Here is a 21,622-nt window from a genome sequence, read left to right as displayed (position 1 = left end):
TCCGCAAGGATGTCGGCGCGCGCGGCTTCCCGGCCCACGCGCGCCTCCATTCCGGTTAAAACTTCAGCGCTAGGGAGACGCTGTAGTTCCGGCCGGGCTGGCTGTAGCCGTCCTTGACGGTGGAGTTGTCGGCCAGGCCGCGCGCGTCGGCCCACCACCAGTACTTCTCGTCGGTCAGGTTGAAGACGCCGCCGCGCAGGGTGACGTTCTGCGTCACCGCCCACCAGGCCGTCAGGTCGCCGACCGTGAACGAGGGCGGGGTGAAGCAGTTCAGCGGCGAGCTGCCGGGGACGACCCCGGTGCACAACACGCCGGCGCGGCCGGCCGACTTGCGGTCCGAGTGGATAACCGAAAGGTCGCCGCCGAACTTGCCCGACGGCGCGCGATAGGCGACGCCGCCCGTCAGCTTGACCGGGTCGATCGAGGTCAGCGGCGTGTTGACGCCGTTCGAACGCGAGGCGCCGCGGGCATAGGAGGCGGCCGCGCGGGCGGTGAAGCCATAGCCCAGGTCGAACGAGCCCTTGGCCTCGGCGCCGCTGATCTTCACGCCCGACAGGTTGACGTACTGGTAGACGGCCGGGTTGGTCGGCGTGAAGTTACCCGCCACCTGCACCTGCTCGATGAAGTCGTCATATTCGCCCGTGAAGCCGGTGACGGCCACGCGCCAGCCGCCGCGGTGCAGGCGGAAGCCGGCCTCCAGGGTCTTGCTGGTCTCGGGCTTGAGGTCCGGGTTCGAGATCGAGCGGTAGTTCGAGATCGGGTTGGCGAAGCCGGTATTGACCTGCGACGGGGAGGGGGCCTTGAAGCCCGCCGCGACGTTGGCGAACACGGTGACCAGGTCGGTGGCGTCCCAGACCAGACCCAGTTTCGGCGAAACGTGTGTGTCGCTCTGGCCCGACGAGGCGATGGTGAACAGCGGGTCCGACTTGGGGTCCAGCTTGTAGTAGTCCAGGCGCACGGCCGGATAGATAGTCACGCCGCCGGCGGTGATCTCGTCCTGCACGTACAGGCCGGCCAGGGTGAAGTCCGTGGTCGGGAAGGCCTTGGCGGGGAAGGTCTCGCCGGCCGGCGGCACCGTGCCGTCGCGCGTGCCCTTCTGGCGGGTGATCGAGGCGTCGCCGCCCCAGACGACTTCGTGCTTGAACGCGCCCTGGTCGAACACGCTGTGCAGCTCGACGGCGGCGCCCAGCACGCGGTTGTCGAAGGTGGCGTCGCGGGTGCGGTCGGCGGCGGTCGAGCGGTCCTCGGCCGAGAACTGGCGGGTCGTGCTCTTCTGCCAATACAGCGAGGTGCGGGCGGCGTTGATCAGGCCCTGGCCGTTGTCGAAGCGGTGGTCCAGGGCGACGCGGTCGCGCTTGACCCGGTCGAAGGCGGTAAGGCCGATGACGCTGGTCGAGGCCAGCGGCGGCTTGGCGATGGCCGACAGCACGTTCCAGTCGACGTCGCGGTCCATGTGGTCGACGGTCAGGCGGAAGCGGTTGTTGGCGTTGGGGCTGTAGACCACCTTGCCCAGCACCGAGTTGGACTGGTTGTCCTCGGGGTTGGCGGTGGTCCGGTCGGTGTTGGCCGAGCCGTTGGTCCCGGCCGTCTCCTGGCCCTCGCCGTCGCGGCGGGTATAGGCGACCAGCGCTTCCCAGCGGTCGGACTTGCCGGCCAGCACCAGGCTCTCGGTCCAGCTCTTGTCGGCCGAGGCGTAGCCGACGCGGGCGCGGCCGGCGAACGTCTGGTCGCCCTTCAGGATGTCGGACGGATCCTTGGTGATGAAGGTGACCGAGCCGGCCAGGCCGTCGGCGCCGTACAGGGCCGAGGCTGGACCGCGCACGATCTCGACCGACTTCAGGATGTCGAGGTCGACATAGTCGCCGCGACCGGTCGACTGGGCACCGAAGGCGAAGCCGTCGGGCACGCGCACGCCGTCGACGACGATCAGCACGCGATTGCCTTCCAGGCCGCGGATGTTGAAGCCGGCATTGCCGTCACGGCCCGTCGAGGCGCCGGCGGCGGTGAAGCGGGCAGGGGCGTTGCGCACCGACACGCCCGGCTCGTCGCGGACCAGGTCCTTGATGTCGCGAACCAGGCCGTCCTCGATCTCTTCCGACGAGATGACGCTGACGGTCACCGGGGCCTGCGAGACGGTCTTTTCCGAGCGCGTGGCGGTGACGGTGACCTTGTCGACTTCGGCGGCCGAGTCGGCGGCGGTGTTGGCGTCGGCGGCGTAGGCGGCGGTGGCCAGCAGGGCGGCGGTCGAGGCGGCCGCCAGGGCGGCCAACTTCAGGCGAGACATCGATATCCCCTCGATGGTGCTTCTGCGAGTTAATCGCAACTTATGGCGATGGCCCTAAGGCCGGTGGGGGCATTGGTCAAGCTATTTGCAATTGATTCTCAGAAGTAATCGCAATATGCCGAGGTCGCCGCGACTGGAGCGGCGCCTGGGGTGTTCCCGATGATCCGTTCTCTCCGCGCTGGCCTGCTGGGCGGCGCGCTCCTGCTGGCCCTGGCTGTTCCGGCCGCCCAGGCCCATTCGCCCTATCTGCTGCCGACCGTATTCGACGCCTCGGACCGCAAGATCGTCACCGTGGAGGGGGCTTTCACCGAGAGCTTCTTCACGCCCGAGGTGGTGATGAAGTCCGACGCGTATGCGGTGGTCGGTCCGGACGGCGTGCGCACCGCCATCACCCCGACCTATCTGCGCCAGCTGGCGGTGTTCGAGGTCGCGACTGAAGCGCCCGGCACCTATCGCATCACCACCGGCCAGCGCGGCGGCCGCACCGCCAAGGCCGCCCTGGTCAAGGGGCAATGGGAGTTCTTCGAAGGCGCCAAGGCACCGGCCGACGCCATCGACATGCAGAGCCTGACGACCGCTGAGGTCTATGTCACCCGTGGCGCGCCCAGCGACGCGGCCCTGGCCCCGACCGGCAAGGGCATCGAGTTCAAGGCGATCACCCACCCCAGCAAGATCGTCACCGGCCAGGACGCGGTGTTCGAAGTGCTGTTCGACGGCAAGCCGGTGGCCAACCAAGCGATCGAGTTCGTCGCCGCCGAAGATCGCTACGCCGATGCCAAGCCGGCCCCCAAGACCGTCACCAGCGACGCCAACGGGCGCTTCGCCGTGAAGCCGGACCACTCGGGCCTCTACCACATCCAGACCCGCTATCGCCTGGGCCCGGCGGCCGCCGGCCAGCCTGGCCACAGCTACACCTACGCCCTGACCTTCGAATCCCTCCGCTAGGACGACACGCCATGAAGACCCGCATCATCCTCGCCGCGGCCATCGCGGCTTCGCTGGCCGCCGGTTCGGCCCACGCCGCCTCGCACGCCCGTGACACCTTCATCAAGGAGCAGGACCAGAACGGCGACGGCGTCGTCAGCAAGGACGAGTTCGCCGCCACCCGCACCATCCAGTTCGCCAAGACCGACGCCGACAAGAATGGCTCGCTGTCGCAGGCCGAGTACGTGGGCGAGTTCAAGGCCCGCCTGGAGAAGAAGCTCGCCACGGACGAGCGCACGGCTGAAAAGAAGGACGAGGAGCGCGTTCGCCAGCTGCGCCAGGCCGACGTACGTTTCGGCGTCCTCGATAGCGACAAGAGCGGCGCCATCACCCGCGCCGAGTTCGACTATTCCGGCTGGCGGATGTTCAACCACCACGACACCAACAACGATGGTGCGGTCTCGGCCGCCGATCCGGTCAAGGAAGACCAGCAGGACTAAGCTCCAGGATCGCCGCGCCGCCTTTCGGGGCTCCTGCTTGCAAGGCGCGACGATCGGGGTGGGGGAAGGGCGGCGTGTCGCCCAACTTGGTTTTTCGGCGTTTCGTGGCTATGACCGCCCGCTAACACGGGCCCGTGGCCCAGACTGAAAGCTTGAAGACCATGAGCGACACGCCTCCCGACCGCCTCTCGGTGAACCCGGACAGCCCGTACTATGACGCCGACCTGCTGGAGCGCGGTATCGGCATCCGCTTCAAGGGCGTCGAGAAGACCAACGTCGAAGAGTACTGCATCAGCGAGAAGTGGGTGCGGGTCGCGGCCGGCAAGACCGTGGACCGCAAGGGCAACGCCATGACCCTGAAGCTGCAGGGCGAGGTCGAGGCCTATTTCCGCGACACCGCCGAAGGCTAAGGGTGGCCGACGCTGATCTCCAGGCCATGGCGCGCGACGAGCTTTCGCGCGCCGTGACCCTGCGCTGGCAGGACCTGCGCGGCATCGTGCCCTGGGGCGACACCTTCGAGGGCATCTCGCCCGCCGGCCGCTATGTCGAGGTCGAGCGCAGCTACATCTGGGCCTCGGACGAGGGCGGCGACATCCTCTGCGAGGTGACCGTCTATGGCGGCCCGTCGCGCTATAACGCGGGCGAACGCGTCTCCAGCATCATTTATCGCCCATCCTGAGCACCTTGGCCGTGCATCGATAACGCTGTTGCGTTAACCATAGGGCGCGCCCGCCGACGGCGCGACGTGTGGGGCTCAGGGGGATCGCCGTGTACCAGTCAGAATTTCCGGTCGAGACGCCGATACCGGTCTTCGACCCGACCCTGGTGTTCCTGCTGATCCTGGCGGGCATGGCCATCGCCGGCCTGGCCTTCTTCGCCGGCCGTCTGACCGGCCGGGGCGACAAGGGCGAGAAGCAGAGCGACGTGGCCAAGATCATCCACGAGGCCGTGAAGGCTAAGTGCGTGGCCGCCTCCAGCGCCCATTCAGGCGAACTGATCGTCAAGACCCAGGACCTGATCGACGAGGTCAAGCTGCGCGTCGGCCCGCTGCTGGCCTTCGGCGGTCCCTGCGCCAAGGCCTTCGACCATCTGGGCAAGGCCATGAAGGGCGATCCGCCCGAAGAGAAGAAGAAGGACGACCACGGCAAGGGCGGCGACAAGCACGGTCATGGGCACGGTCACGGCAAGGACGCCCACGGCCACGATTCGCATGGTCACGGCGATTCGAAGGAGCACGACGCGGCGGCCATCGGTCTCCTGACCCGCAACGTCACCATCGTCGCGCCCCAGACCGTCGTCATCGCCAACGCCCCCAAGCCCGACAAGCCGCACGACGATCACGGCCATGGGCACGGCCACCACGACGACCACAAGGAAGAGGCCCCCAAGGTCCTGGACCACAAGGAGTTCATGCAGCTGCTGCGCCTGGCCGTGGCCGAGTTCTCAGACTTCTGGAACCGTCCCAACTGCCTGCGCGAGATCGAGGACTGTCAGAAGGTCCTGACGCAGACCCAGCCGCTGCCCAAGCCCAAGGTCCGTTATTCCGAGCGCGACTGATCCCCGGAAAAACACGTCCGGGGGCATGAGAACGCTAATCAGGAAGGCGAGACGACTATTCGCTGCCCAAGCGGCGTGCGAAAGTGCCTGTTCGTGCAAGTGAACTCGTCGGGGCGTTGAGCCTTGGACGGGGGACGCCCAAATCAAGAGTACGCGCGGGCTCGGCAGAGTCGTCAGCGTGAAACGGACTGGCGAAGGCCGCTCCTCCATAAGGCGGCTACGCCTGGGAGGACGAAAGGAAGGACATGACCGCGACGGTCTCTCCGATTACCCCTGGCGCATCCGAGGCGCCCGAACCCGGCGTAAGCCTCGTCGACTACGTTCCTTATCGCCTGGCCACGGCCTCGGCGGCGGTCAGCCGCCTGATCGCCCGGGCCTACGAGGACCGCTTCGGCCTGACCATCCCGCAGTGGCGGCTGATGTCGGTGCTGGCCGAGGGCTCCTTGACCCAGCACACGGCCGTCAGTCGAACGGCTATGGACAAGGTCCGGGTCAGCCGCGCGGCCCAGGAACTGGTCGTCCGCCGCCTGGTGGCGCGCACGACGGTCCGCTCGGACCGCCGTTCGCACACACTGGAACTGACCGCCGCCGGCCGCCGCCTGTTCGCCGAAATCGCCCCCCTGGCGCTTGCGTATGAGGCGACCCTGCTGGCGGGGCTCGCTCCCAGCGAGGTGGCGATGTTCAAGCGCCTGCTTGACCACCTGGAGACCGCCGCCATCCAACTGACCGGCGGCGAGACGGTTTCTCCGCCGCATGGCATGGAAGACTAAGCACGGGCTGGAATTCGTATTCGGCCCCTGCTAGGAAGGCGGCCCTTCGCGGCGACGCGAAGCCTGCGGGCGTGGTGAAACTGGTAGACGCGCCGGACTCAAAATCCGGTTCCGAAAGGAGTGTCGGTTCGACCCCGACCGCCCGCACCATATCTTCTGGTTGCCTTTACGGCGACCAGTGCTTGATCACCAGCTGCGTCAGAGCGGCGATCAGCAAGCCCCAGCCAAAGCTCATGAACGTGCCGATGATGATGTACTCCGTCGCCTTGCGTGACTTGGAGTCCTTCACGTCTCCGAACCGCAGGATTGATTTTGCGGTGATGAGAAAGCCGACGCCGGCCGGCTGGTTGATCAGGACCAGCAACATGACCAGCGCCCGCTCCAACAGGCCGATATAGAAGCCGCCCTGGTTGAGGCCACGGATGTTGCTGCGGATCTGGGCGACGAAGCGCGTGGTCGCCTTGCGGATGACGATGGCCCCGACCTGCAGGTTGACGATCAGGCCGCTCAGCAGGGTAAGGCCGATGAGATAGACGGTCTGGCCGTTCGCCGGCAGATGCGCCCAGAACCCGTCTCGCCAGGTCGTGGGAAAGGCGATGGCCAGGCTGGCGACGACCGCCAGATGGACGGCCTGGTCGAGGGCGAACGTCCAGAGCCTGTCCTTGAGGACGTAGGTCTTCACTGCGTCCATCGCCAAGTGCGTGCCGGCGAGAATGCCCAGCAGAAGCCAAGGCGCCGATCCCAGAGCCACGGCGGCGACCGTCACGACGATCACGAGGTGGAGCAGCAGCATCAGCGGATTGCGCTTGCGTTCGACCATCCAGTTCGGCTGCAACGGAAAGTCGGCCAGGATGTGCGCGGCGGTGAGGGCGAAGAGGGTCTTGTCCATCAGCGTTCGCTCTTCGACAGGCTGGAAAGGCTGTCCTGATGCAGACAGGCGTCAGCGCCTGTCCGGCCTTGGCTTTTAGCGGCCATCATGGGACGGGCGCTCCGGTGCGCCAATCCGTCTTCTCGAAGACGGTCAAGGCCTCGCTAAGCAGGCGCCAGTTGGCCGCCTCGAGGATGTCGGTCACGGACTGTTTGCGGATTGGGGGGGTCAAGGCCTGGCCGATCGCCTCGTGCGTGGCGTCGGTCATCAGCAGGGCGTGGGCCACGACCTCGGCCTGTCGCCGCGTCCAGGAGCGGGCAAGGCCGCCGCATAGTTGCAGGTTGAGGGTGAACCAGGGCCGCACGAGCGCGAACCTGTCCGGCAGGTCGCCTGTCAGATCGAAATAGGTCGTCATCCGGTCGAGCTTCCGGCCCGAGAGCAGAAAAGCTTCGCCGGTGGAAAGCGAGATGCGCTGGTGGTCGATGTTGTCGACCGTGCCGAGGCCGATCGAGATGCGGGTGTCGACATCGGCCGCGGCGCGTAGCTGCGCCCGGATCACCAGCGCGGTCCGTAGCGCATGGGTTGGATCGCCGAGCAGCAGCTGCCAGGCATCGCCGCGAAAGAACTCCAGGGCCGCGAGCGGATGCAGGGCCAGGGCCTTCTGGCTGTACGCCGCGGCGTCGGCGGCGACGCCGCGCGCGTCGGCCAGCGTGTCGACCGAGAGTGTCGTGGAGCGGATTAGGTCGCCGGTCAGAACGGCATAGAGCGAGGGAACCGCCACACGGAGATCCTTGGCAGGCAAAATTGCCTGTCTAGCATCTGACAGGCGATATTGCCTGTCAAGTCGCTCGCTCGGCCGCCTCGACCTTCTGCACTAGACCTCGCAGCAGCCCACGGCCCTTCATCCAGGCGCCGTGGCCGCTGTCGACATTGATGTGCCCGGCGCGCCCCAGGTCCACGAACTCCGACCCCCAGCCGCGCGCGAAGGCCTCGGCGCGGTCGAGCTCGACATATGGGTCGTCGCGGCTGGCGACGACCAGGCTGGGGAAGGGCAGGCGCTGGCGGGGGATGGGCGAGAAGCCGACCAGCAGGCGACCGGCAGGGCCCTCGCGATTGACGTCGGCCGGGGCGACCAGCATGGCGCCGCCGACGCCGCGTCCGCCGGTGACCTGGGCGAAATGGGCGACGAGGGCGCAGCCCAGGCTGTGGGCGACCAGGATCGCGCCGGGGCGCTGGCGGACGGCCTCGGCCAAGCTGATCATCCAGTCGCCCAGCAGCGGGCGCTCCCAGTCCTGCTGGTCGACGCGCTCGGCGCCGGGCAGCTCGCGCTCCCAGTGGCTCTGCCAGTGGTCGGGACCGGAATTGTAGAGGCCCGGCACGATCAGGATCGGCGGGTCCTCGCGGTCGCCGCGATAGGGCTGCGAAGGTTCGAAGGCGGAGGAGGCGGGCATCATCATGCGAAACTCGGAGGCTGGGCCGTCGATCCGCAGATAGGCCCGGTCCGCCCCTTCACTCAATTCATATCAATTCGATAGGAATTCAGAAAAGCTGGGGCGAGACCGGGGTTTCAGGCTGGAACCCTAGGCCGCGATCCTGTCGCCGCGATGCAGCGGGTCAGGCAGGGGATCGCCATCCTTCACGAACTGCAGCGACACCGAGTTGATGCAGTAGCGCAGCTTGGTCGGGGCCGGGCCGTCCGGGAACACGTGGCCCTGGTGGCTGTCGCAGCGGGCGCAGCGGGTCTCGATACGGACCATGCCGTACGAGGTGTCGCGGATGCCCAGCACGTGGTCTTCGGCGAACGGGGCGTAGAAGCTGGGCCAGCCGGTGCCGCTCTCGAACTTGGTCTCGTGCTTGAACAGCGGCAGGCCGCACAGGCGGCAGGCATAGACGCCGGGGTTCTTCTCGCCCAGCAGGCCGCCGCAGAACGGGGCCTCGGTGCCGTGATGCAGGAGAACGCGGGCCTCTTCTGCCGTCAGATCGGCCTCCAGGCGTTGGCGTTCCGGCTCCGTCGGCGGCGAAAGGTCGAAACCGGCGGTTGAAAGGGTGGCTGCGTCTGTCATGAACGCCAATGTAAGCGTTCGAACGTTGAACCGGTAGCGCGTGGCAGCCGAAAGTGGACGCCGGTTTCGACGTTTGCCACGCGCCACTTTAAAAATGCCTGTCCCAGAGGGACAGGTGGCTAGGAGCTTCCCATGACCATCGCCGTCGCATTCCTGCAGCCGGGCTGGGCCGATTGGGAGGCCGGCGCCGTGTTGGCGCTGCTGCGCGAATATCTGAAGGTGCAGATCGAGGTCGCGACCCCGACCGGCGATCCCGAGACCTCGATCGGCGGCGTGCTGGCGGCGGCCGACTACCGCTTCGACGATCCTGTGCTGAGCGACGCGGACGTCTACATCCTGATCGGCAGCGACGAATGGGCCAAGGGCGAGAACCCGGCGATCTCGGCGCTGATCCGCCAGGCCTTCGCCGACGGCAAGCCGGTGGCCGGCATCTGCGCCGGCACGACGGCCCTGGCCCATGCCGGCCTGTTCGACGGGCGCAAGCACACCTCGAACGGCGCCGAGTGGCTGGCCGAGCAGGTTCCCGGCTATGTGGGCGCCGACCAGTATGTCGACAGCGCCAAGGCGGTGGTCGACGGCAAGCTGGTCAGCGCCTCGGGCCTGGCGCCCGTGACCTTCGCTGCCGCCGTCGCCCGCCTGATCGCGCCCGAGCAGGAAGAGATGATCGCGGGCTACCTGGCGATGTTCGCCCGCGAGCACTCGGATCAATAATTCCGGTCTTCCCGGCGAAAGCCGGGACCCAGATCGTATGGCTGTGAGGCGAACGCAGAAGCGCCCGCGATCCTGTCCGGAACGCGGGCGCTCTTGCATCTGGGCCCCGGCTTTCGCCGGGGAAACGGAGATTATTTAAGCGCCGCCACGCCGATGCGGGCGACCTGGCCGTCCTGAACGGCCGTGCCGCCCGAGACGCCGATGGCGCCGACGATCTTGCCGTCGACCAGCAACAGCTCGCCGCCCTCCAGCGCCATGGCGCCGGTGAAGATCGAGTTAAGCGTCCCGGCCTTCACCGCGTCCTGGAAGTAGGACGAGGGCTTGCGGAAGTTGGCGGCGGTCTGGGCCTTCCCGAGAGCGACTTCGGTCGAGCCGTATTGCGTGCCGTCCATCTTCTCGCTCAGCACCGGCTGGCCGTTCGGCTCCAGCACGGTGATGACCATGGTCCAGCCGTTCTTGCGGGCTTCGGCCTCGGCGGCGGCCACCACGGCCTTGGCCTCGGCCAGGGTGATCACGCGGCTGGAATAGGGGGGCGATACTGGAACCGGCGGCTGCGCCGTCTGGGCCAGGGCCGAGCCGCCGGCCAGAGCGAGGCTGGCGGCGATCAGGGCGAACGTCTTCTTCATGGCAGGACGACCTCGTCGTTCAAGGCGGTGTTTTGCGGTTGTGTGGTCACGATCCGGACGCGCAGGCCTTGGGCCTTCACGCCGGCCGGGATCTTCAGCTTCACCGAAGCGGTCTTGGGCAGCAGGTCGAGCGGAGCCTTCAGGGCCGGGGTCGGCGCGCTGGCCAGCACCTTGCCGGCCTGATCGACCAGCTCCAGCTTGGCCGCCGCGGCGTCCTGGGCGCCCAGGCTGTGAACCTTGGCGGTGATGGCCGAGCCCTTCACCACGACGTCGCCACGACCGATGCCCAGGTCGGCGCGCTTGGCCGGATCGTCGCCCGCCGTGGCCAGCTTCATGTCGATGACCGTCGTCTGGCGCGGGGCCAGGGTGACCTTGGTCCCCAGGCTGCGCTCGAAGGCGACGGTGCGGGTCGAGGCCGAACCGTCGATGGCGTCGTCGCCATTGGCGTCGAGGCCTTCGGCGAGGCTCCATTGGCCCGGCGCGACGTTCCAGCCGGTCATGGTCGCCGTCACCGGCTTGTCGGTGCGGTTATAGGCGATGACCTTGAAGCCGGTCTTGGTCGCGTCCTTGACCAGCAGGGCGATGTCCGTGCCGTCGGCATTGTCGAAGCGCCAACTGACCACGTGGCCCGGGGTCATCTGGCTACGCTTGTTGGCGATGCCGCCCAGGCGCGTGCGTTGCAGGATGTCGGACGGCAGCTCCACACGGTCCGACCACCAGTGGCCTTCCGTGTGCATGTACATGTGCTGGGCGTTCCACTGGATCTCGTCGGCATAGAGGTCCTCGAGGAAGCTCTTGTCGCCGGTCAGGTTCCAGGCGGCATAACGGTCCAGGGCGTTGCCGCCCTTCTTGGCCGAGGCGACGATCTGGTCCTTGTTGGCCTCGCCCAGCTTCAGCTCGGTCAGAGCGTTGTCATTGATGCTGCCCAGCGAGCGGATGCTGGCCTTGCCGATGCGCCACTTGATCGGGGCCAGGTACTTGGCGTCGCCGGTCAGGCGATAGGCCGACCAGAACACCTGGAACGGACCGTCCGCGCCCGAACCCTGCAGCACGGTGCCGCCGCGCTCGGCGTCGGTGCGCCAGTTGATCTCGTTGGGGTACGAGCCGTCCTTGGCCACGTGGGCCAGGTAGCCGTCGGCCAGGCCGATGACGGTGGCCTTGGCGGTCGGGTCGCCGTTGTAGTCGCTGATCAGGATCGACGGGTGGACGACGCCGAACGAGTACGGCTTCTGCCACTCCCACGGGCCTTCGCGGTACGAGATCTTGCCGCTGTACCAGTTGGTGTTGAAGTGGACGTGGCCGGCCGGGTTCTTGTCGATCACCCGGGGCAGGGCCTTCACGGTCGTGAACAGGCGCTCGACGGCCAGCGGGTCGCCGTAGTTGACGTACATCGCCTCCGAGTTGGAGTTGATGCCCTCCTCATAGGCGTGCAGTTCGTCGGTCACGATGGTCGAGAGACCGTCGGTGAACATGCCGTTCTTGTAGACCGCGTCGGTCAGGCGGTTCAGCGAGTGGGTGATCTTGTCGGGCTGAACGCCCATCAGCGCCACGCCCGGCCACTGCTGCAGCAGGTCGGTGTCGTCCGACAGGCCGCCGCCGAAGTCGCCGAAGTCGGACTGGCGCTCGTCGATCCACCAGTCGATGAACTGGCTGACCAGCTTCAGGTCTTCCGTCTGGCGGTAGGCCCACAGCGGGGTGTTGTCGGTCGGCTTGGGCTGATCAAAGGCCGGCCAGCCCTGGCTGCCATAGGTGATGTCGCCCCAGTATTCGCGGCCGATCTGATTGTCGGGATCGACCTTCAGCAGGTCGGTGATGTCGGCGTACAGGCGGCGATACAGGCCCTGGCGCTTGGAGGTGGTGTGCTCCTCGACCAGGAAGGCCCAGTTGTCCTTCACCTGGTTCAGGCGGTCGGCGATGTGCTCGGCCTTGGCCTTGTCGCGGTCCTTCAACACCAGCCGGATCTTGGCGCCGTCCAGGGCCTTGGGCCCGAAGTCGGCGCTGTCGGCGGCGATGGTCAGGTACAGGCTGTCGGCAGTCATGATGCGGTCGCGCATGTCCAGCCACACGGTGCGGGCCACGCCGGCCTTCACCGAGACGCTGACGTCGATCATGTTGCGGCCCGGCCAGATCGGATCCTTCACCTGGATGTTCAGCGGAATGACCGTACCCGCCGCGCCGGGCAGGGCGGGGATGTCGATCGCCACGCCGTCCAGGCCGTCGCGGGCGTTCTCCCAGCCATAGGCCCAGTTGCGAGCCAGGGCCTTGCCGGCCGGCGCGTCGCCGAAGCCCGACGGGATCAGCACGTGGACGATCGGCAGGCCCGGCGCCTTCAGGTCGCCAGCGGGGCGCGGACGGGTCGGCGCGGCATCCGGAACGGCCACGACGGTGGCGCGCTCGCCCGCCGGGTGGCGGCCGGCGATATAGGCGTTCAGGTCGGCCAGGTTCAGATAGTCCGGCGCCACGTCGGCGCGGACCGTGTAGGTCATCTTGAAGGCGTCCTTCGGCTCGGCCCCGGCCGAGACGTTGTAGGCCCAGATCTCTTGGATCGGGGTCTCCTGCGCCACATTGGTGAAGGTTAGGACGCCGCCCTTCAGCGGCTGGGCCAGGGTGTTGACGGTGCGGGCCTGGTCCTTGGCGCGGACGCCGACGCTGGAACCCTTGTCGCCGGCCTTGGCGGCCCAGGTCAGGTCGCCATAGGCCGGGCCCTGGATCTCGAGGCGGTTGATCGGCTCGTCGGGCAGGGTCAGGGTCAGGGCCTTGCCGCCGTCGACATAGACGTTCCAGTCAGGCAGCTGGAAGTAGTCGTCACGGCCGGGCAGGCGCGAGCGGTTGTAGACGCCGGGCCAGGTGGTCTCCTGGATGCCGTCGTTGGCGCGCCACATCCATTCCTTGATGTCCTTGGCGTCGGCGAACTCGACCTTGCGGATCGTGGTCTTGGCGTCGGTCAGGAGCGGCGGGGAGGCGAGGTTCCAGCCATAGCGCTGCTTCCAGGCGGCGTGGACGGCGGGATCGGCCAGGGTCGGGACCGGCGCTTCGGCGGCCGGGGCCTCGTTGCGGGCCAGGGCGGCGATGGCGTCGGCCGCCAGCGGGCGGTCGTAGACGCGCAGCTCGTCCAGGTCGCCGCCACGGGTGAAGTTGTAGCGGCTCTGCACCTGGTGCGGGGCGATCACGCGACCGGCTACGCCGAACTGGTCGAGACCGGCGTCATAGACCGCCTTGGTCTCCTTCTTGGCCGCCAGCTTGCCGTCGACATAGAGCTGGACGCCGGTCGTCTCGTCCCAGGTGAAGGCCAGGTGCGTCCAGGCGTCGGCGGCCGGGTTCTTGTCGACCTTGAACGACACGCGAGTGCGCGCCAGGCCGTTGTCGGTGACGAAGGCGTCGAAGCCGTGGCCGTTCCAGTCGATGCGCAGGAACGCCATGTCCCAGCTCGAATGGTCCGCATAACCGACGCGGAAGATCACGAACGGCGCGACGCCGACCGGATAGCCCGAACGCCAGAAGAAGGAGAGGGTGCCCCGCTGGGCCTGGATGTTGCCGGGCGCGTTCCACGAGACGATGCCGTCGTCCTCGGCGTGGAAGCCCTTGCCGGCCTTGCCATCGATCGGCGTGACCTTGTCGGCGAAGTTGGGGACGGGATCGCCGGCGGCGACGTCGGCCACAAGACCCTTGTCGCCCGACATCTTGAACAGCAGCGTCGGTTCGGCCGCTACAGCCGCGTTGGCAAGGATCAGCGCGCAGGCCGAACCCAGGAAAATCGCCTTCATATGGACCGTCTCCTCCCGATGGCGGACATCACGGAACCATACTCTCGGTAACCGGTGTCATGCCTGGGCGCAGGTGTAGCGCCGTAAGGGCATGCTTGCAAACCCGGGTGGGCCTGATAGGCCGTGCTGCAAAGCACAAAAGATACGGGCGGAAGTTGCCATGTTCTCGAAGATCCTGATCGCAAACCGGGGCGAGATCGCTGTTCGCGTGATCAAAACTTGCCGTCGGCTGGGGATCGCCACCGTGGTGGTTTATTCGGACGCCGACGCCGGTTCGCTGGCCGTCGAGATGGCCGACGAGACCGTGCATATCGGCGCTTCGCCCGCCGCCCAGAGCTACCTGGTCGCCGACAAGATCATCGCCGCCTGTAAGGAGACGGGCGCCCAGGCCGTGCACCCGGGCTTCGGTTTCCTGTCCGAGAACGCCGGCTTCGCCCAGCGCTGCGCCGACGAGGGCATCGTCTTCATCGGTCCCAACCCCGGCGCCATCCAGGCGATGGGCGACAAGATCGAGAGCAAGAAGTTCGCCCAAGCCTCGGGCGTGTCCTGTGTGCCCGGCCACATCGGCGAGATCGCCGACACCGCCGAGGCCGTGACGATCGCCGAGCAGATCGGCTATCCGGTGATGATCAAGGCGTCGGCCGGCGGCGGCGGCAAGGGCATCCGCGTGGCCTGGAACCGCAAGGACGTCGAGGAGGGCTTCCCGGCCGTCCGCGCCGAGGCCAAGGCCAGCTTCGGCGACGACCGCATCTTCATCGAGAAGTTCATCGAGAGCCCGCGCCACATCGAAATCCAGGTGCTGGGCGACAAGCACGGCAACGTGGTCCACCTGTTCGAGCGCGAGTGCTCGATCCAGCGCCGGAACCAGAAGGTCATCGAGGAAGCCCCGTCGCCGCTTCTGGACGAGGCGACCCGCGCCGCCATGGGCGCGCAGGCCGTCGCCCTGGCCAAGGCCGTCAACTACGACAGCGCCGGCACGGTTGAGTTCGTGGCCGGCCAGGACAAGAGCTTCTTCTTCCTGGAGATGAACACCCGCCTGCAGGTCGAGCATCCGGTCACCGAGCTGATCACGGGCCTGGACCTGGTCGAGCAGATGATCCGCTCGGCCTACGGGGAGAAGATGGCCTTCGAGCAGAAGGACCTGAAGATCAACGGCTGGGCCATCGAGAGCCGCATCTACGCCGAGGATCCCTACCGCAAGTTCCTGCCGTCGATCGGTCGCCTGGTCCGCTACGACCCGCCGGAAGAGGGCGACCACGGCGCCTACACCATCCGCAACGACGCCGGCGTCCGCGAGGGCGACGAGATCTCGATGTACTACGACCCGATGATCTCCAAGCTGTGCAGTTGGGCCCCGACCCGGATCGCGGCGATCGACGGCATGGGACGGGCGCTGGAGGACTTCCACATCGAGGGCCTGGGCCAGAACATCCCGTTCCTGGCGGCCGTGATGGACGAGGACCGCTTCCGGTCCGGCAATCTGGCGACCAGCTACATCAAGGACGAGTTCCCGGAAGGCTTCCACGGGACCGCGCCGACCTCGGAACAGCTGGACATCCTGACCGCCGTCGGCGCGGCCATGCAGCGGGTCTATGCCGCCCGCGCGCGATCGTACGCCTCGGGCCTGGCCGGTGCGCCGCGCGCGGACTGGATCGTGGCCGTGGGCCACACCAAGCGCAGCGTGAAGGTCAGCGGGGAGGGCGACATCGCCGTCGAGATGCTGGACGAAGGCCGTACGCTGATGCTGACCGACATCGATTGGCGTCCCGGCAAGCCGGTGTTCAAGGCGACCCTGGACGGCAAGGCCTTCACGGTCCAGGTCGCTGCGGCCGCCGAGGGCTTCGACATCCGCCACCGCGCCACCAAGGCCCGCGTGCTGGTCCTGACCCCGCGCAACGCCGAACTGCACGACAAGCTGCCCGAGAAGCAGGCCGCCGACACCTCCAAGCTTGTGCTGTCGCCGATGCCGGGCCTGGTGGTCTCTATGGACGTCACCGCCGGCCAGCAGGTCCGCGAGGGCGAGGTCGTCTGCGTGCTCGAGGCCATGAAGATGCAGAACATCATCCGCGCCGAGCGGGATGGCGTCGTGAAAGCGGTCAACGCCAAGGGCGGCGACCCGGTCGCGGCCGACGAGGTGCTCGTCGAGTTCGCGTAGCGGTTCTTGTGCTGCATCTTGAGTTGAGTCATGCAGGAGCATGACCCGGCTCACGATCAGCGGCGTCCTGGACGTCTACTTCTCCTGGAAGGGCCGGATCGGCCGCGCCGAATTCTGGGCGTTCGGCGTCGCGCTGAACATGATCTGGTTCTTCGGGACCCTGGGTTTCGCGTGGACGCCCGCTCCGATCAGGATGGGCCTGATCCTGGTCTGGTACGGGCTGTTTCTGTTCGGGTCGGCCGGCCTGCTGGTGAAGCGGGGCCATGACCGGGGCCGGCCCGCGGCCTTCTCGCTGGCGATCCTGATCGCGCGCTCCGTTGCCTGGTTCTTCACGATCCAGCCCGAAGGACCCCGGTGGCCGTCACTGATCGGCGTGGCGCTTATCCTGTACGTGCTGGTCGACTACGCGATCCTGCCGGGACAGAAGCGTGAGAATCGCTACGGTCCCTCGCCGTCGGGATACGGCGCGCACAAGAACCCGCTGGTGCTGGGCGCTGAAAGCCCGTCAGAACCCGCTCTTTCGACCGAGCCGCCGAAAGCCTAGATTGCCGACACGAGTCGGAGCTGAAGTGACATGAGCGATCGTAGCGAATGGGCGGAGCTGTTCCTGTCGTCGAACGGCAGGCTGTCGCGCACGCCGTTCCTGATCGCGGCCGGCGTGCTGGTCGGCGTGGCGGTGCTGTACGAGGCCATCGCCGGCTACACCCTGCACTGGCTGACCGGCTGGCTGGTCTATCCGGCCCTGCTGTTCTCGGGCGCCTGCGTGCTGTCCAAGCGGCTGCATGACCGCGGCCGTTCAGGCTGGTGGGCGCTACTCATCCTGGTGGCGGTGGTCGCGGTCTGGCCGCAGCCCGAGCACTTCCTGGACTTCCTGTTCAGCCTGGTCCTGATCTGGGCGATCGTCGAACTGGGCGTCATGGGCGGCGAGCAGGGCGCCAACCGCTACGGACCCAACCCGCTGAAGCAGGTCGTGATCTAGGCGGGAGACGCCGCGTCCTCGACGGGCCCGAAGATCTTCTGGAAGCTGGTCTTCAGCGCCGCATCCGCTTCATCCAGCGTCACCGGCAGGCCCAGGTCGACCAGGCTGGTCACCCCGTGCTCGGTTTGGCCGCACGGCACGATGCCGCTGAAGTGGCCCAGGTCCGGCTCCACGTTCAGGCTGACGCCGTGGAAGCTGACCCACTTGCGCAGTTTCACCCCGATGGCGGCGATCTTGTCCTCGCGGCTCCAGCCGGCGCCCTTGCGCTCGACCCAGACGCCGACCCGGCCGTCGCGCAGCTCGCCGGTGACGTTGAAGGCGGCCAGGGCGTCGATGATCCAGGCCTCCAGCGCCGCCACGAAGGCGCGCACGTCGCGGCCGCGTTTGGTCAGGTCCAGCATCACATAGGCCACGCGCTGGCCGGGGCCGTGATAGGTGAACTGCCCGCCGCGTCCGCTCTCGAAGACCGGGAAGCGTTCGGGCTCGATCAGGTCGGTCGCCTTGGCCGACACCCCGGCCGTGTAGAGCGGCGGATGCTCCAGCAGCCAGATCAGCTCGCCCGCCGTCCCGTCGGCGATGGCGGCGGCGCGGGCCTCCATGGCGGCCACGGCTGCCGGGTAGGGCACGTAGTCGGTCGAAACTGCCCACCCCACGGGCGCCGCGTCCTCGCGCCCCATCCTCGGAAGCCCAGTGTTTTCAGCGTTTAACGGGAGAGCAAGCATGTGGCCCTAATCTTGCGATCGAGACGGTGCGGCCCGATCGGTCGCGTGAGTCAGTTCAAGGGTCTTACTTCGTGAGCCAGGTCAACGCCGTCAATGTCGAGATCTCCGTTCTACTGGGGCGCTCGATCCTCCCCATGCAGCAACTGCTGCGCATGGGCCGTGGCGCGGTGATCCCGCTGGACGCCAAGACCAATGACGAAGTGTGGATCCTGGCCAATAACCACCCGATCGCGCGTGGCGAAATCCAGATCAGCGACGACCGCATCGCCATCCAGGTGACCCGCGCGGCCGACGTCTACGACTACATGGCCGGCGGTGCTTAATTCGTCGCAGCCTGGAAGTTCGTCATACGCGAACTTCCGGCTTCCCAAATCCGATTCAGTTTGCTACCTGCCGCCCCTCACCACGATGCGGTCGTGGCGGAATTGGTAGACGCGCAGCGTTGAGGTCGCTGTATCGCAAGATGTGGAAGTTCGAGTCTTCTCGACCGCACCAGTGTTGAACACAGAATAGAGCGCTCCCGGCGAAATCGGTTTCCGACTCGCTAGGGGCGCTCTAATCGTTTCTAGGCCCTGATTTCGCCTCAGGGTCGCTTCATCGGACCAATCAGCACGAACCCAGCGCTCTAAGAGCTCAGGAGGCCCCCATGACCCGGGACACCGCCGAACTGACCGACGACGTGCTGGACGACATCCCGCTGGCCAAGTCTGAGACTCCCGAGGAGCTGGAAGATCTCGCCCTAGGCGAGGACTACGCCCTCAATCCCGAATACGTCGAGATGGTGATCGACGCCGTCGACAGCGGCGACCTGAAGCGCCTGCGCGAGCTGGTCACGGCGCTGGAGCCGGCCGACGTCGCCGACCTGATGGGCTTCCTCACCGCCGACTACCGCGAGGACGTGATCCCGTTGCTGGATCCCGAGGCGCTGGGCGAGATCATCTCGGAAATGGACGAGAACCTCCGCGAGGAGGTGCTGGAAGCCACGCCGTCCGTGACCCTGGCCCGCGCGCTGGAGGAGCTGGACACCGACGACGCCGCCGACGTCATCGACGACCTGGACGACACCAAGCGCTTCCAGGTGCTGGCCGCCATGGGCGAGGTGGACCGCGCGGCCATCGAGACGACCCTCTCATATGAGGACGAGACCGCCGGCCGCCTGATGCAGCGCGAGTTCCTGGCCGCGCCGGAATTCTGGACCGTCGGCCAGACGATCGACCACGTCCGCGAGGAAGGCGATCAGCTGCCCGAGCTGTTCTTCGACGTCTATGTGGTCGATCCGACCTACAAGCCCGTCGGCGCCATCCCAATCAGCATCCTGCTGCGCAGCCGCCGCGAGACGCCGCTGGCCGAGCTGATGGAGGCCGTCACCGAAATCCCGGTCGAGATGGACCAGGAAGAGGTGGCTTACATCTTCGACAAGTACCACCTGATCAGCGCCCCGGTGATCGAGCCGGGCGGGCGCCTGGTGGGCCAGATCACCGTTGACGACATCGTCGAGGTCATCCGCGACGAAGCCCAGGAAGACATTCTGGCCCTGGCCGGTGTGTCCGACGCCGGCCGTGACGCCTCGGTGATCGAGATCGTCAAGTCGCGCCTGCCGTGGCTGATGCTGAACCTGGCCACCGCCACCCTGGCGGTCAGCGGCGTCGCCATCTTCCAGGCCGAGATCGCCCAACTGGTGGCCCTGGCCATCCTGATGCCGATCGTCTCGTCCCTGGGCGGCAACGCCGGCACCCAGACCCTGGCCGTGGCCGTCCGGGCGCTGTCCAGCAAGGAGCTGACCACGGCCAACGCCCGCCGCATCGTGCTGCGCGAACTGCTGGTGGGCCTGGTCAACGGCGTCAGCCTGGCCCTGGTCATGGGACTGGCGACCTATCTGTTCTTCGGGCCGGCGGACCACCACGACAAGCTGGCGATCATCGTCGGCGCGGCCTTGATCGCCAACATCTTCACCGCGGCGCTGGGCGGCATCCTGATGCCCCTGGCGCTGGAGAAGATGGGCCGCGACCCGGCGGTGTCGTCATCGATCTTCGTGACCTTCCTGACGGACTTCACCGGCTTCTTCGCGGTGCTGCTGATCGCGTCGTTGCTGCTGCACTGACGTCCCAACACCGATCATCCCCGCGAAAGCGGGGACCCAAGCCGAGTCCGATATCCTGGCGAGGCCGAGCCACACCCTGACAGCCAGCTTGGATCCCCGCTTTCGCGGGGAAGATCGGGGAGGGGGCTGAAAACCGGCGAAATATCTCCTGGACCGCGAAACTGGCGCCGACCTTGCGCCGAGACAGACGAACGCATCCGCGTCTGTCTCAAACTGGGTCAAACTCCGCGATGAAACCGCGCCATCAGGTCACCCGGACGGCCGTCGATCTCATCAAGAGATTCGAAGGCTACCGTCAGAAGGCCGCGCAGCTCCCCGACGGGCGCTGGACGGTCGGCTATGGCCACACCCTGACCGCTCGCGAGGGCGCCTCCGTCTCTGAAAAGGACGCCGAGGCCCTGCTGCTGTATGACCTGATCTCGGTCGCGCACTCGGTCAACGAACACACCTACGCGCCGCTGAACCAGAACCAGTTCGACGCGCTGGTCTGCTTCGCCTTCAATATCGGTCTCGACAACTTCCTCCGCTCGGGCGTGCTGCGCCGGATCAACGAAGGCTCGCTGCTGCAAGCCGCGTGCGCGATGGAGATGTGGCGCAAGGCCGACTTCGAGGGCGAACGGATCGTCATCGACGCCCTGGTCCGCCGCCGCTCGGCCGAAAAGACCCTGTTCCTGACGCCGGCCAATGGCGAATGGGTGCCCGCGCCCAGTCCGGTGCTGCGTCCCAAGGTCGACTACGACGCCAGCTGCGCCATCCCGAAGCAGACGCCGATGGCCGTCAGCACCCGCACGGAGGGCGATCGCGTCGTCGCCGAGCGGGAAGAAGGCCTGCCGCTGAACGTGGTTGTCCCGGAAGAGGACGGCCCGACCGCCACCGAACAGTCGGCCGCCGCCGTCAGTGCGCGCCTGGAGGCCATCCTCTCGGACGCCCCGCCGGCCGCGCCGGTCACGACGACCAAGCTGGTCGCCCGCCAGGACGACCTCGGTCTGCCCGAGCCGCCGGCCCCGGCCCAGCCGGCCGTCACCGAGCCCGCGCCGGTTCTGTTCCAGAATGAGCCGACCACCACGCCGGTCGAGCCCGTTTCGCAAACGGACGCCCCAGCGGCCGCGCCGGTCGAGTTCACGCCGTTCCGCCTGACGCCGCAGCCGGTCGAAGTGGAAGAAGTCGCCAAGCCGACCCCGGTCGAGGCCTTCGCCCCGGCCGCCAAGCCGGCCCCCAGCGAGCCCAGCCTGTTCGGCGCCCCGGCCTCGGCTTCGTCGGTGTTCAATCTGGGCGGCTTCTCGACCAGCGAAGAGGTCGACCTGCACCCGATGGACGTGCCGATGGTCGAGTCGGAGCAACCGCGTTTCGGCAACACCAGCCTGCTGATCAGCCTGGGCATCCTGGGCCTGGCCCTGTTCGGCGGCGGCGTCCTGTGGATTCTGACCGTGGCCGCCGGCTCGGATGGCCAGGTGAAGCTGTTCGGCTATGGCGCCAGCATGATTGGCGCGATCTGCTTCGTGGTTTCGGCCTATCTTCTGCTTCGCCGCCTTGCCGGTCCGGAAACGGGTGAAGACGAAGAATAGTTTTCTTTGCTTCCCTCGCGGAAACTGAGCAAG

General features: G+C 67.2%; 20 protein-coding genes, 2 tRNA genes and 1 pseudogene. 15 read left to right on the top strand and 8 right to left on the bottom strand.

Annotated elements, in window-relative coordinates:
* Nucleotides 1–55 precede the first annotated feature (55 nt).
* Nucleotides 56–2,284 (bottom strand): TonB-dependent hemoglobin/transferrin/lactoferrin family receptor, encoded by a 2,229-nt coding sequence (locus tag AC1RRR_RS08810; protein WP_492812289.1) that lies wholly within the window; start codon nt 2,282–2,284, stop codon nt 56–58.
* A 159-nt stretch (nt 2,285–2,443) separates the two neighbouring features.
* Here AC1RRR_RS08810 and AC1RRR_RS08805 point away from each other — a divergent pair, with 159 nt between their 5' ends.
* From AC1RRR_RS08805 to AC1RRR_RS08775, 7 genes are all read left to right on the top strand, one after another.
* Complete coding sequence (locus AC1RRR_RS08805; RefSeq protein WP_492812288.1) at nt 2,444–3,229, top strand: DUF4198 domain-containing protein; 786 nt, start codon at nt 2,444–2,446, stop codon at nt 3,227–3,229.
* 11 nt (nt 3,230–3,240) lie between these two features.
* The gene (locus AC1RRR_RS08800) at nt 3,241–3,708 is read left to right on the top strand and encodes an EF-hand domain-containing protein (RefSeq protein WP_492812286.1); all 468 of its coding nucleotides are present in this window, start codon (nt 3,241–3,243) and stop codon (nt 3,706–3,708) included.
* A gap of 161 nt (nt 3,709–3,869) precedes the next feature.
* A complete protein-coding gene (locus AC1RRR_RS08795; RefSeq protein ID WP_492812284.1) occupies nt 3,870–4,118 on the top strand; it encodes a DUF3297 family protein in 249 nt (82 codons plus the stop codon).
* A 26-nt stretch (nt 4,119–4,144) separates the two neighbouring features.
* Nucleotides 4,145–4,387: a hypothetical protein gene (locus tag AC1RRR_RS08790; protein ID WP_492813528.1), complete on the top strand. Its 243-nt coding sequence runs from the start codon at nt 4,145–4,147 to the stop codon at nt 4,385–4,387.
* A gap of 89 nt (nt 4,388–4,476) precedes the next feature.
* Nucleotides 4,477–5,265, top strand: a complete 789-nt coding sequence (locus AC1RRR_RS08785; RefSeq protein WP_492812282.1) for a hypothetical protein — start codon at nt 4,477–4,479, stop codon at nt 5,263–5,265.
* Nucleotides 5,266–5,510: 245 nt separating this feature from the next.
* Nucleotides 5,511–6,035 carry a MarR family winged helix-turn-helix transcriptional regulator gene (locus AC1RRR_RS08780; protein ID WP_492812280.1) on the top strand — a complete coding sequence of 175 codons (525 nt, stop codon included), beginning with the start codon at nt 5,511–5,513 and terminating at the stop codon, nt 6,033–6,035.
* Between the two features lie 65 nt (nt 6,036–6,100).
* Nucleotides 6,101–6,185 (top strand) — tRNA-Leu (locus tag AC1RRR_RS08775).
* Nucleotides 6,186–6,201: 16 nt separating this feature from the next.
* Here the strand turns inward: AC1RRR_RS08775 and AC1RRR_RS08770 are convergent.
* From AC1RRR_RS08770 to msrB, 4 genes are all read right to left on the bottom strand, one after another.
* Complete coding sequence (locus tag AC1RRR_RS08770) at nt 6,202–6,924, bottom strand: DUF3307 domain-containing protein (RefSeq protein ID WP_492812278.1); 723 nt, start codon at nt 6,922–6,924, stop codon at nt 6,202–6,204.
* An 85-nt stretch (nt 6,925–7,009) separates the two neighbouring features.
* The gene (locus AC1RRR_RS08765) at nt 7,010–7,684 is read right to left on the bottom strand and encodes a hypothetical protein (RefSeq protein WP_492812276.1); all 675 of its coding nucleotides are present in this window, start codon (nt 7,682–7,684) and stop codon (nt 7,010–7,012) included.
* A 58-nt stretch (nt 7,685–7,742) separates the two neighbouring features.
* Nucleotides 7,743–8,354 carry an alpha/beta hydrolase gene (locus AC1RRR_RS08760; RefSeq protein WP_492813527.1) on the bottom strand — a complete coding sequence of 204 codons (612 nt, stop codon included), beginning with the start codon at nt 8,352–8,354 and terminating at the stop codon, nt 7,743–7,745.
* Nucleotides 8,355–8,483: 129 nt separating this feature from the next.
* Entirely contained in the window at nt 8,484–8,966 is a 483-nt protein-coding gene (gene msrB, locus AC1RRR_RS08755) for a peptide-methionine (R)-S-oxide reductase MsrB (protein WP_492812274.1), read from the bottom strand.
* A 132-nt stretch (nt 8,967–9,098) separates the two neighbouring features.
* Between msrB and AC1RRR_RS08750 the strand changes: the two genes are divergently transcribed.
* Nucleotides 9,099–9,677: a type 1 glutamine amidotransferase family protein gene (locus AC1RRR_RS08750; RefSeq protein WP_492812273.1), complete on the top strand. Its 579-nt coding sequence runs from the start codon at nt 9,099–9,101 to the stop codon at nt 9,675–9,677.
* A gap of 131 nt (nt 9,678–9,808) precedes the next feature.
* Here the strand turns inward: AC1RRR_RS08750 and AC1RRR_RS08745 are convergent, their stop codons facing one another.
* Nucleotides 9,809–10,303, bottom strand: a complete 495-nt coding sequence (locus AC1RRR_RS08745) for a GlcG/HbpS family heme-binding protein (RefSeq protein WP_492812271.1) — start codon at nt 10,301–10,303, stop codon at nt 9,809–9,811.
* Nucleotides 10,300–14,206 (bottom strand): annotated as a pseudogene (locus tag AC1RRR_RS08740) (LamG-like jellyroll fold domain-containing protein). Before AC1RRR_RS08740 ends, AC1RRR_RS08745 begins: the two are co-directional and overlap by 4 nt.
* A gap of 21 nt (nt 14,207–14,227) precedes the next feature.
* On the opposite strand from AC1RRR_RS08740, the gene AC1RRR_RS08735 reads away from it, so the two are divergent.
* Genes AC1RRR_RS08735 through AC1RRR_RS08725 form a run of 3 tightly spaced genes read left to right on the top strand, consistent with a single transcriptional unit; the run spans nt 14,228 to nt 17,201 of the window.
* Complete coding sequence (locus AC1RRR_RS08735) at nt 14,228–16,222, top strand: acetyl-CoA carboxylase biotin carboxylase subunit (RefSeq protein WP_492812270.1); 1,995 nt, start codon at nt 14,228–14,230, stop codon at nt 16,220–16,222.
* 40 nt (nt 16,223–16,262) lie between these two features.
* The gene (locus AC1RRR_RS08730; RefSeq protein ID WP_492812269.1) at nt 16,263–16,766 is read left to right on the top strand and encodes a DUF805 domain-containing protein; all 504 of its coding nucleotides are present in this window, start codon (nt 16,263–16,265) and stop codon (nt 16,764–16,766) included.
* A 30-nt stretch (nt 16,767–16,796) separates the two neighbouring features.
* The gene (locus AC1RRR_RS08725; RefSeq protein ID WP_492812267.1) at nt 16,797–17,201 is read left to right on the top strand and encodes a DUF805 domain-containing protein; all 405 of its coding nucleotides are present in this window, start codon (nt 16,797–16,799) and stop codon (nt 17,199–17,201) included.
* On the opposite strand, the gene lipB is transcribed toward AC1RRR_RS08725, so the two are convergent.
* Nucleotides 17,198–17,923 (bottom strand): lipoyl(octanoyl) transferase LipB, encoded by a 726-nt coding sequence (gene lipB / locus AC1RRR_RS08720; protein WP_492812265.1) that lies wholly within the window; start codon nt 17,921–17,923, stop codon nt 17,198–17,200. The genes AC1RRR_RS08725 and lipB overlap by 4 nt on opposite strands.
* A gap of 17 nt (nt 17,924–17,940) precedes the next feature.
* Here lipB and AC1RRR_RS08715 point away from each other — a divergent pair, with 17 nt between their 5' ends.
* From AC1RRR_RS08715 to spmX, 4 genes are all read left to right on the top strand, one after another.
* Nucleotides 17,941–18,246, top strand: coding sequence for a FliM/FliN family flagellar motor switch protein (locus AC1RRR_RS08715; RefSeq protein WP_492813525.1), 306 nt, complete (start codon nt 17,941–17,943; stop codon nt 18,244–18,246).
* Nucleotides 18,247–18,333: 87 nt separating this feature from the next.
* Nucleotides 18,334–18,418, top strand: a tRNA-Leu gene (locus tag AC1RRR_RS08710).
* A gap of 151 nt (nt 18,419–18,569) precedes the next feature.
* A complete protein-coding gene (gene mgtE / locus AC1RRR_RS08705; RefSeq protein ID WP_492812263.1) occupies nt 18,570–20,024 on the top strand; it encodes a magnesium transporter in 1,455 nt (484 codons plus the stop codon).
* A 230-nt stretch (nt 20,025–20,254) separates the two neighbouring features.
* Nucleotides 20,255–21,589, top strand: coding sequence for a lysozyme-family localization factor SpmX (gene spmX, locus AC1RRR_RS08700; RefSeq protein WP_492812261.1), 1,335 nt, complete (start codon nt 20,255–20,257; stop codon nt 21,587–21,589).
* Nucleotides 21,590–21,622 lie beyond the last annotated feature (33 nt).

This window comes from Caulobacter sp. GW821-FHT12D05, from assembly GCF_058807295.1.
The sequence above is the reverse complement of the archived record's forward strand: the minus strand, read 5'-3'. Positions and strand labels throughout refer to the sequence as shown.

Coding starts and splice junctions, on each gene's coding strand:
- AC1RRR_RS08810 (WP_492812289.1), bottom strand. CDS start 2,284: ATGTCTCGCCTGAAGTTGGCCGCCCTGGCGGCCGCCTCGACCGCCGCC.
- AC1RRR_RS08805 (WP_492812288.1), top strand. CDS start 2,444: ATGATCCGTTCTCTCCGCGCTGGCCTGCTGGGCGGCGCGCTCCTGCTG.
- AC1RRR_RS08800 (WP_492812286.1), top strand. CDS start 3,241: ATGAAGACCCGCATCATCCTCGCCGCGGCCATCGCGGCTTCGCTGGCC.
- AC1RRR_RS08795 (WP_492812284.1), top strand. CDS start 3,870: ATGAGCGACACGCCTCCCGACCGCCTCTCGGTGAACCCGGACAGCCCG.
- AC1RRR_RS08790 (WP_492813528.1), top strand. CDS start 4,145: ATGGCGCGCGACGAGCTTTCGCGCGCCGTGACCCTGCGCTGGCAGGAC.
- AC1RRR_RS08780 (WP_492812280.1), top strand. CDS start 5,511: ATGACCGCGACGGTCTCTCCGATTACCCCTGGCGCATCCGAGGCGCCC.
- AC1RRR_RS08770 (WP_492812278.1), bottom strand. CDS start 6,924: ATGGACAAGACCCTCTTCGCCCTCACCGCCGCGCACATCCTGGCCGAC.
- AC1RRR_RS08760 (WP_492813527.1), bottom strand. CDS start 8,354: ATGCCCGCCTCCTCCGCCTTCGAACCTTCGCAGCCCTATCGCGGCGAC.
- msrB (WP_492812274.1), bottom strand. CDS start 8,966: ATGACAGACGCAGCCACCCTTTCAACCGCCGGTTTCGACCTTTCGCCG.
- AC1RRR_RS08750 (WP_492812273.1), top strand. CDS start 9,099: ATGACCATCGCCGTCGCATTCCTGCAGCCGGGCTGGGCCGATTGGGAG.
- AC1RRR_RS08745 (WP_492812271.1), bottom strand. CDS start 10,303: ATGAAGAAGACGTTCGCCCTGATCGCCGCCAGCCTCGCTCTGGCCGGC.
- AC1RRR_RS08735 (WP_492812270.1), top strand. CDS start 14,228: ATGTTCTCGAAGATCCTGATCGCAAACCGGGGCGAGATCGCTGTTCGC.
- AC1RRR_RS08730 (WP_492812269.1), top strand. CDS start 16,263: ATGACCCGGCTCACGATCAGCGGCGTCCTGGACGTCTACTTCTCCTGG.
- AC1RRR_RS08725 (WP_492812267.1), top strand. CDS start 16,797: ATGAGCGATCGTAGCGAATGGGCGGAGCTGTTCCTGTCGTCGAACGGC.
- lipB (WP_492812265.1), bottom strand. CDS start 17,923: ATGCTTGCTCTCCCGTTAAACGCTGAAAACACTGGGCTTCCGAGGATG.
- mgtE (WP_492812263.1), top strand. CDS start 18,570: ATGACCCGGGACACCGCCGAACTGACCGACGACGTGCTGGACGACATC.
- spmX (WP_492812261.1), top strand. CDS start 20,255: ATGAAACCGCGCCATCAGGTCACCCGGACGGCCGTCGATCTCATCAAG.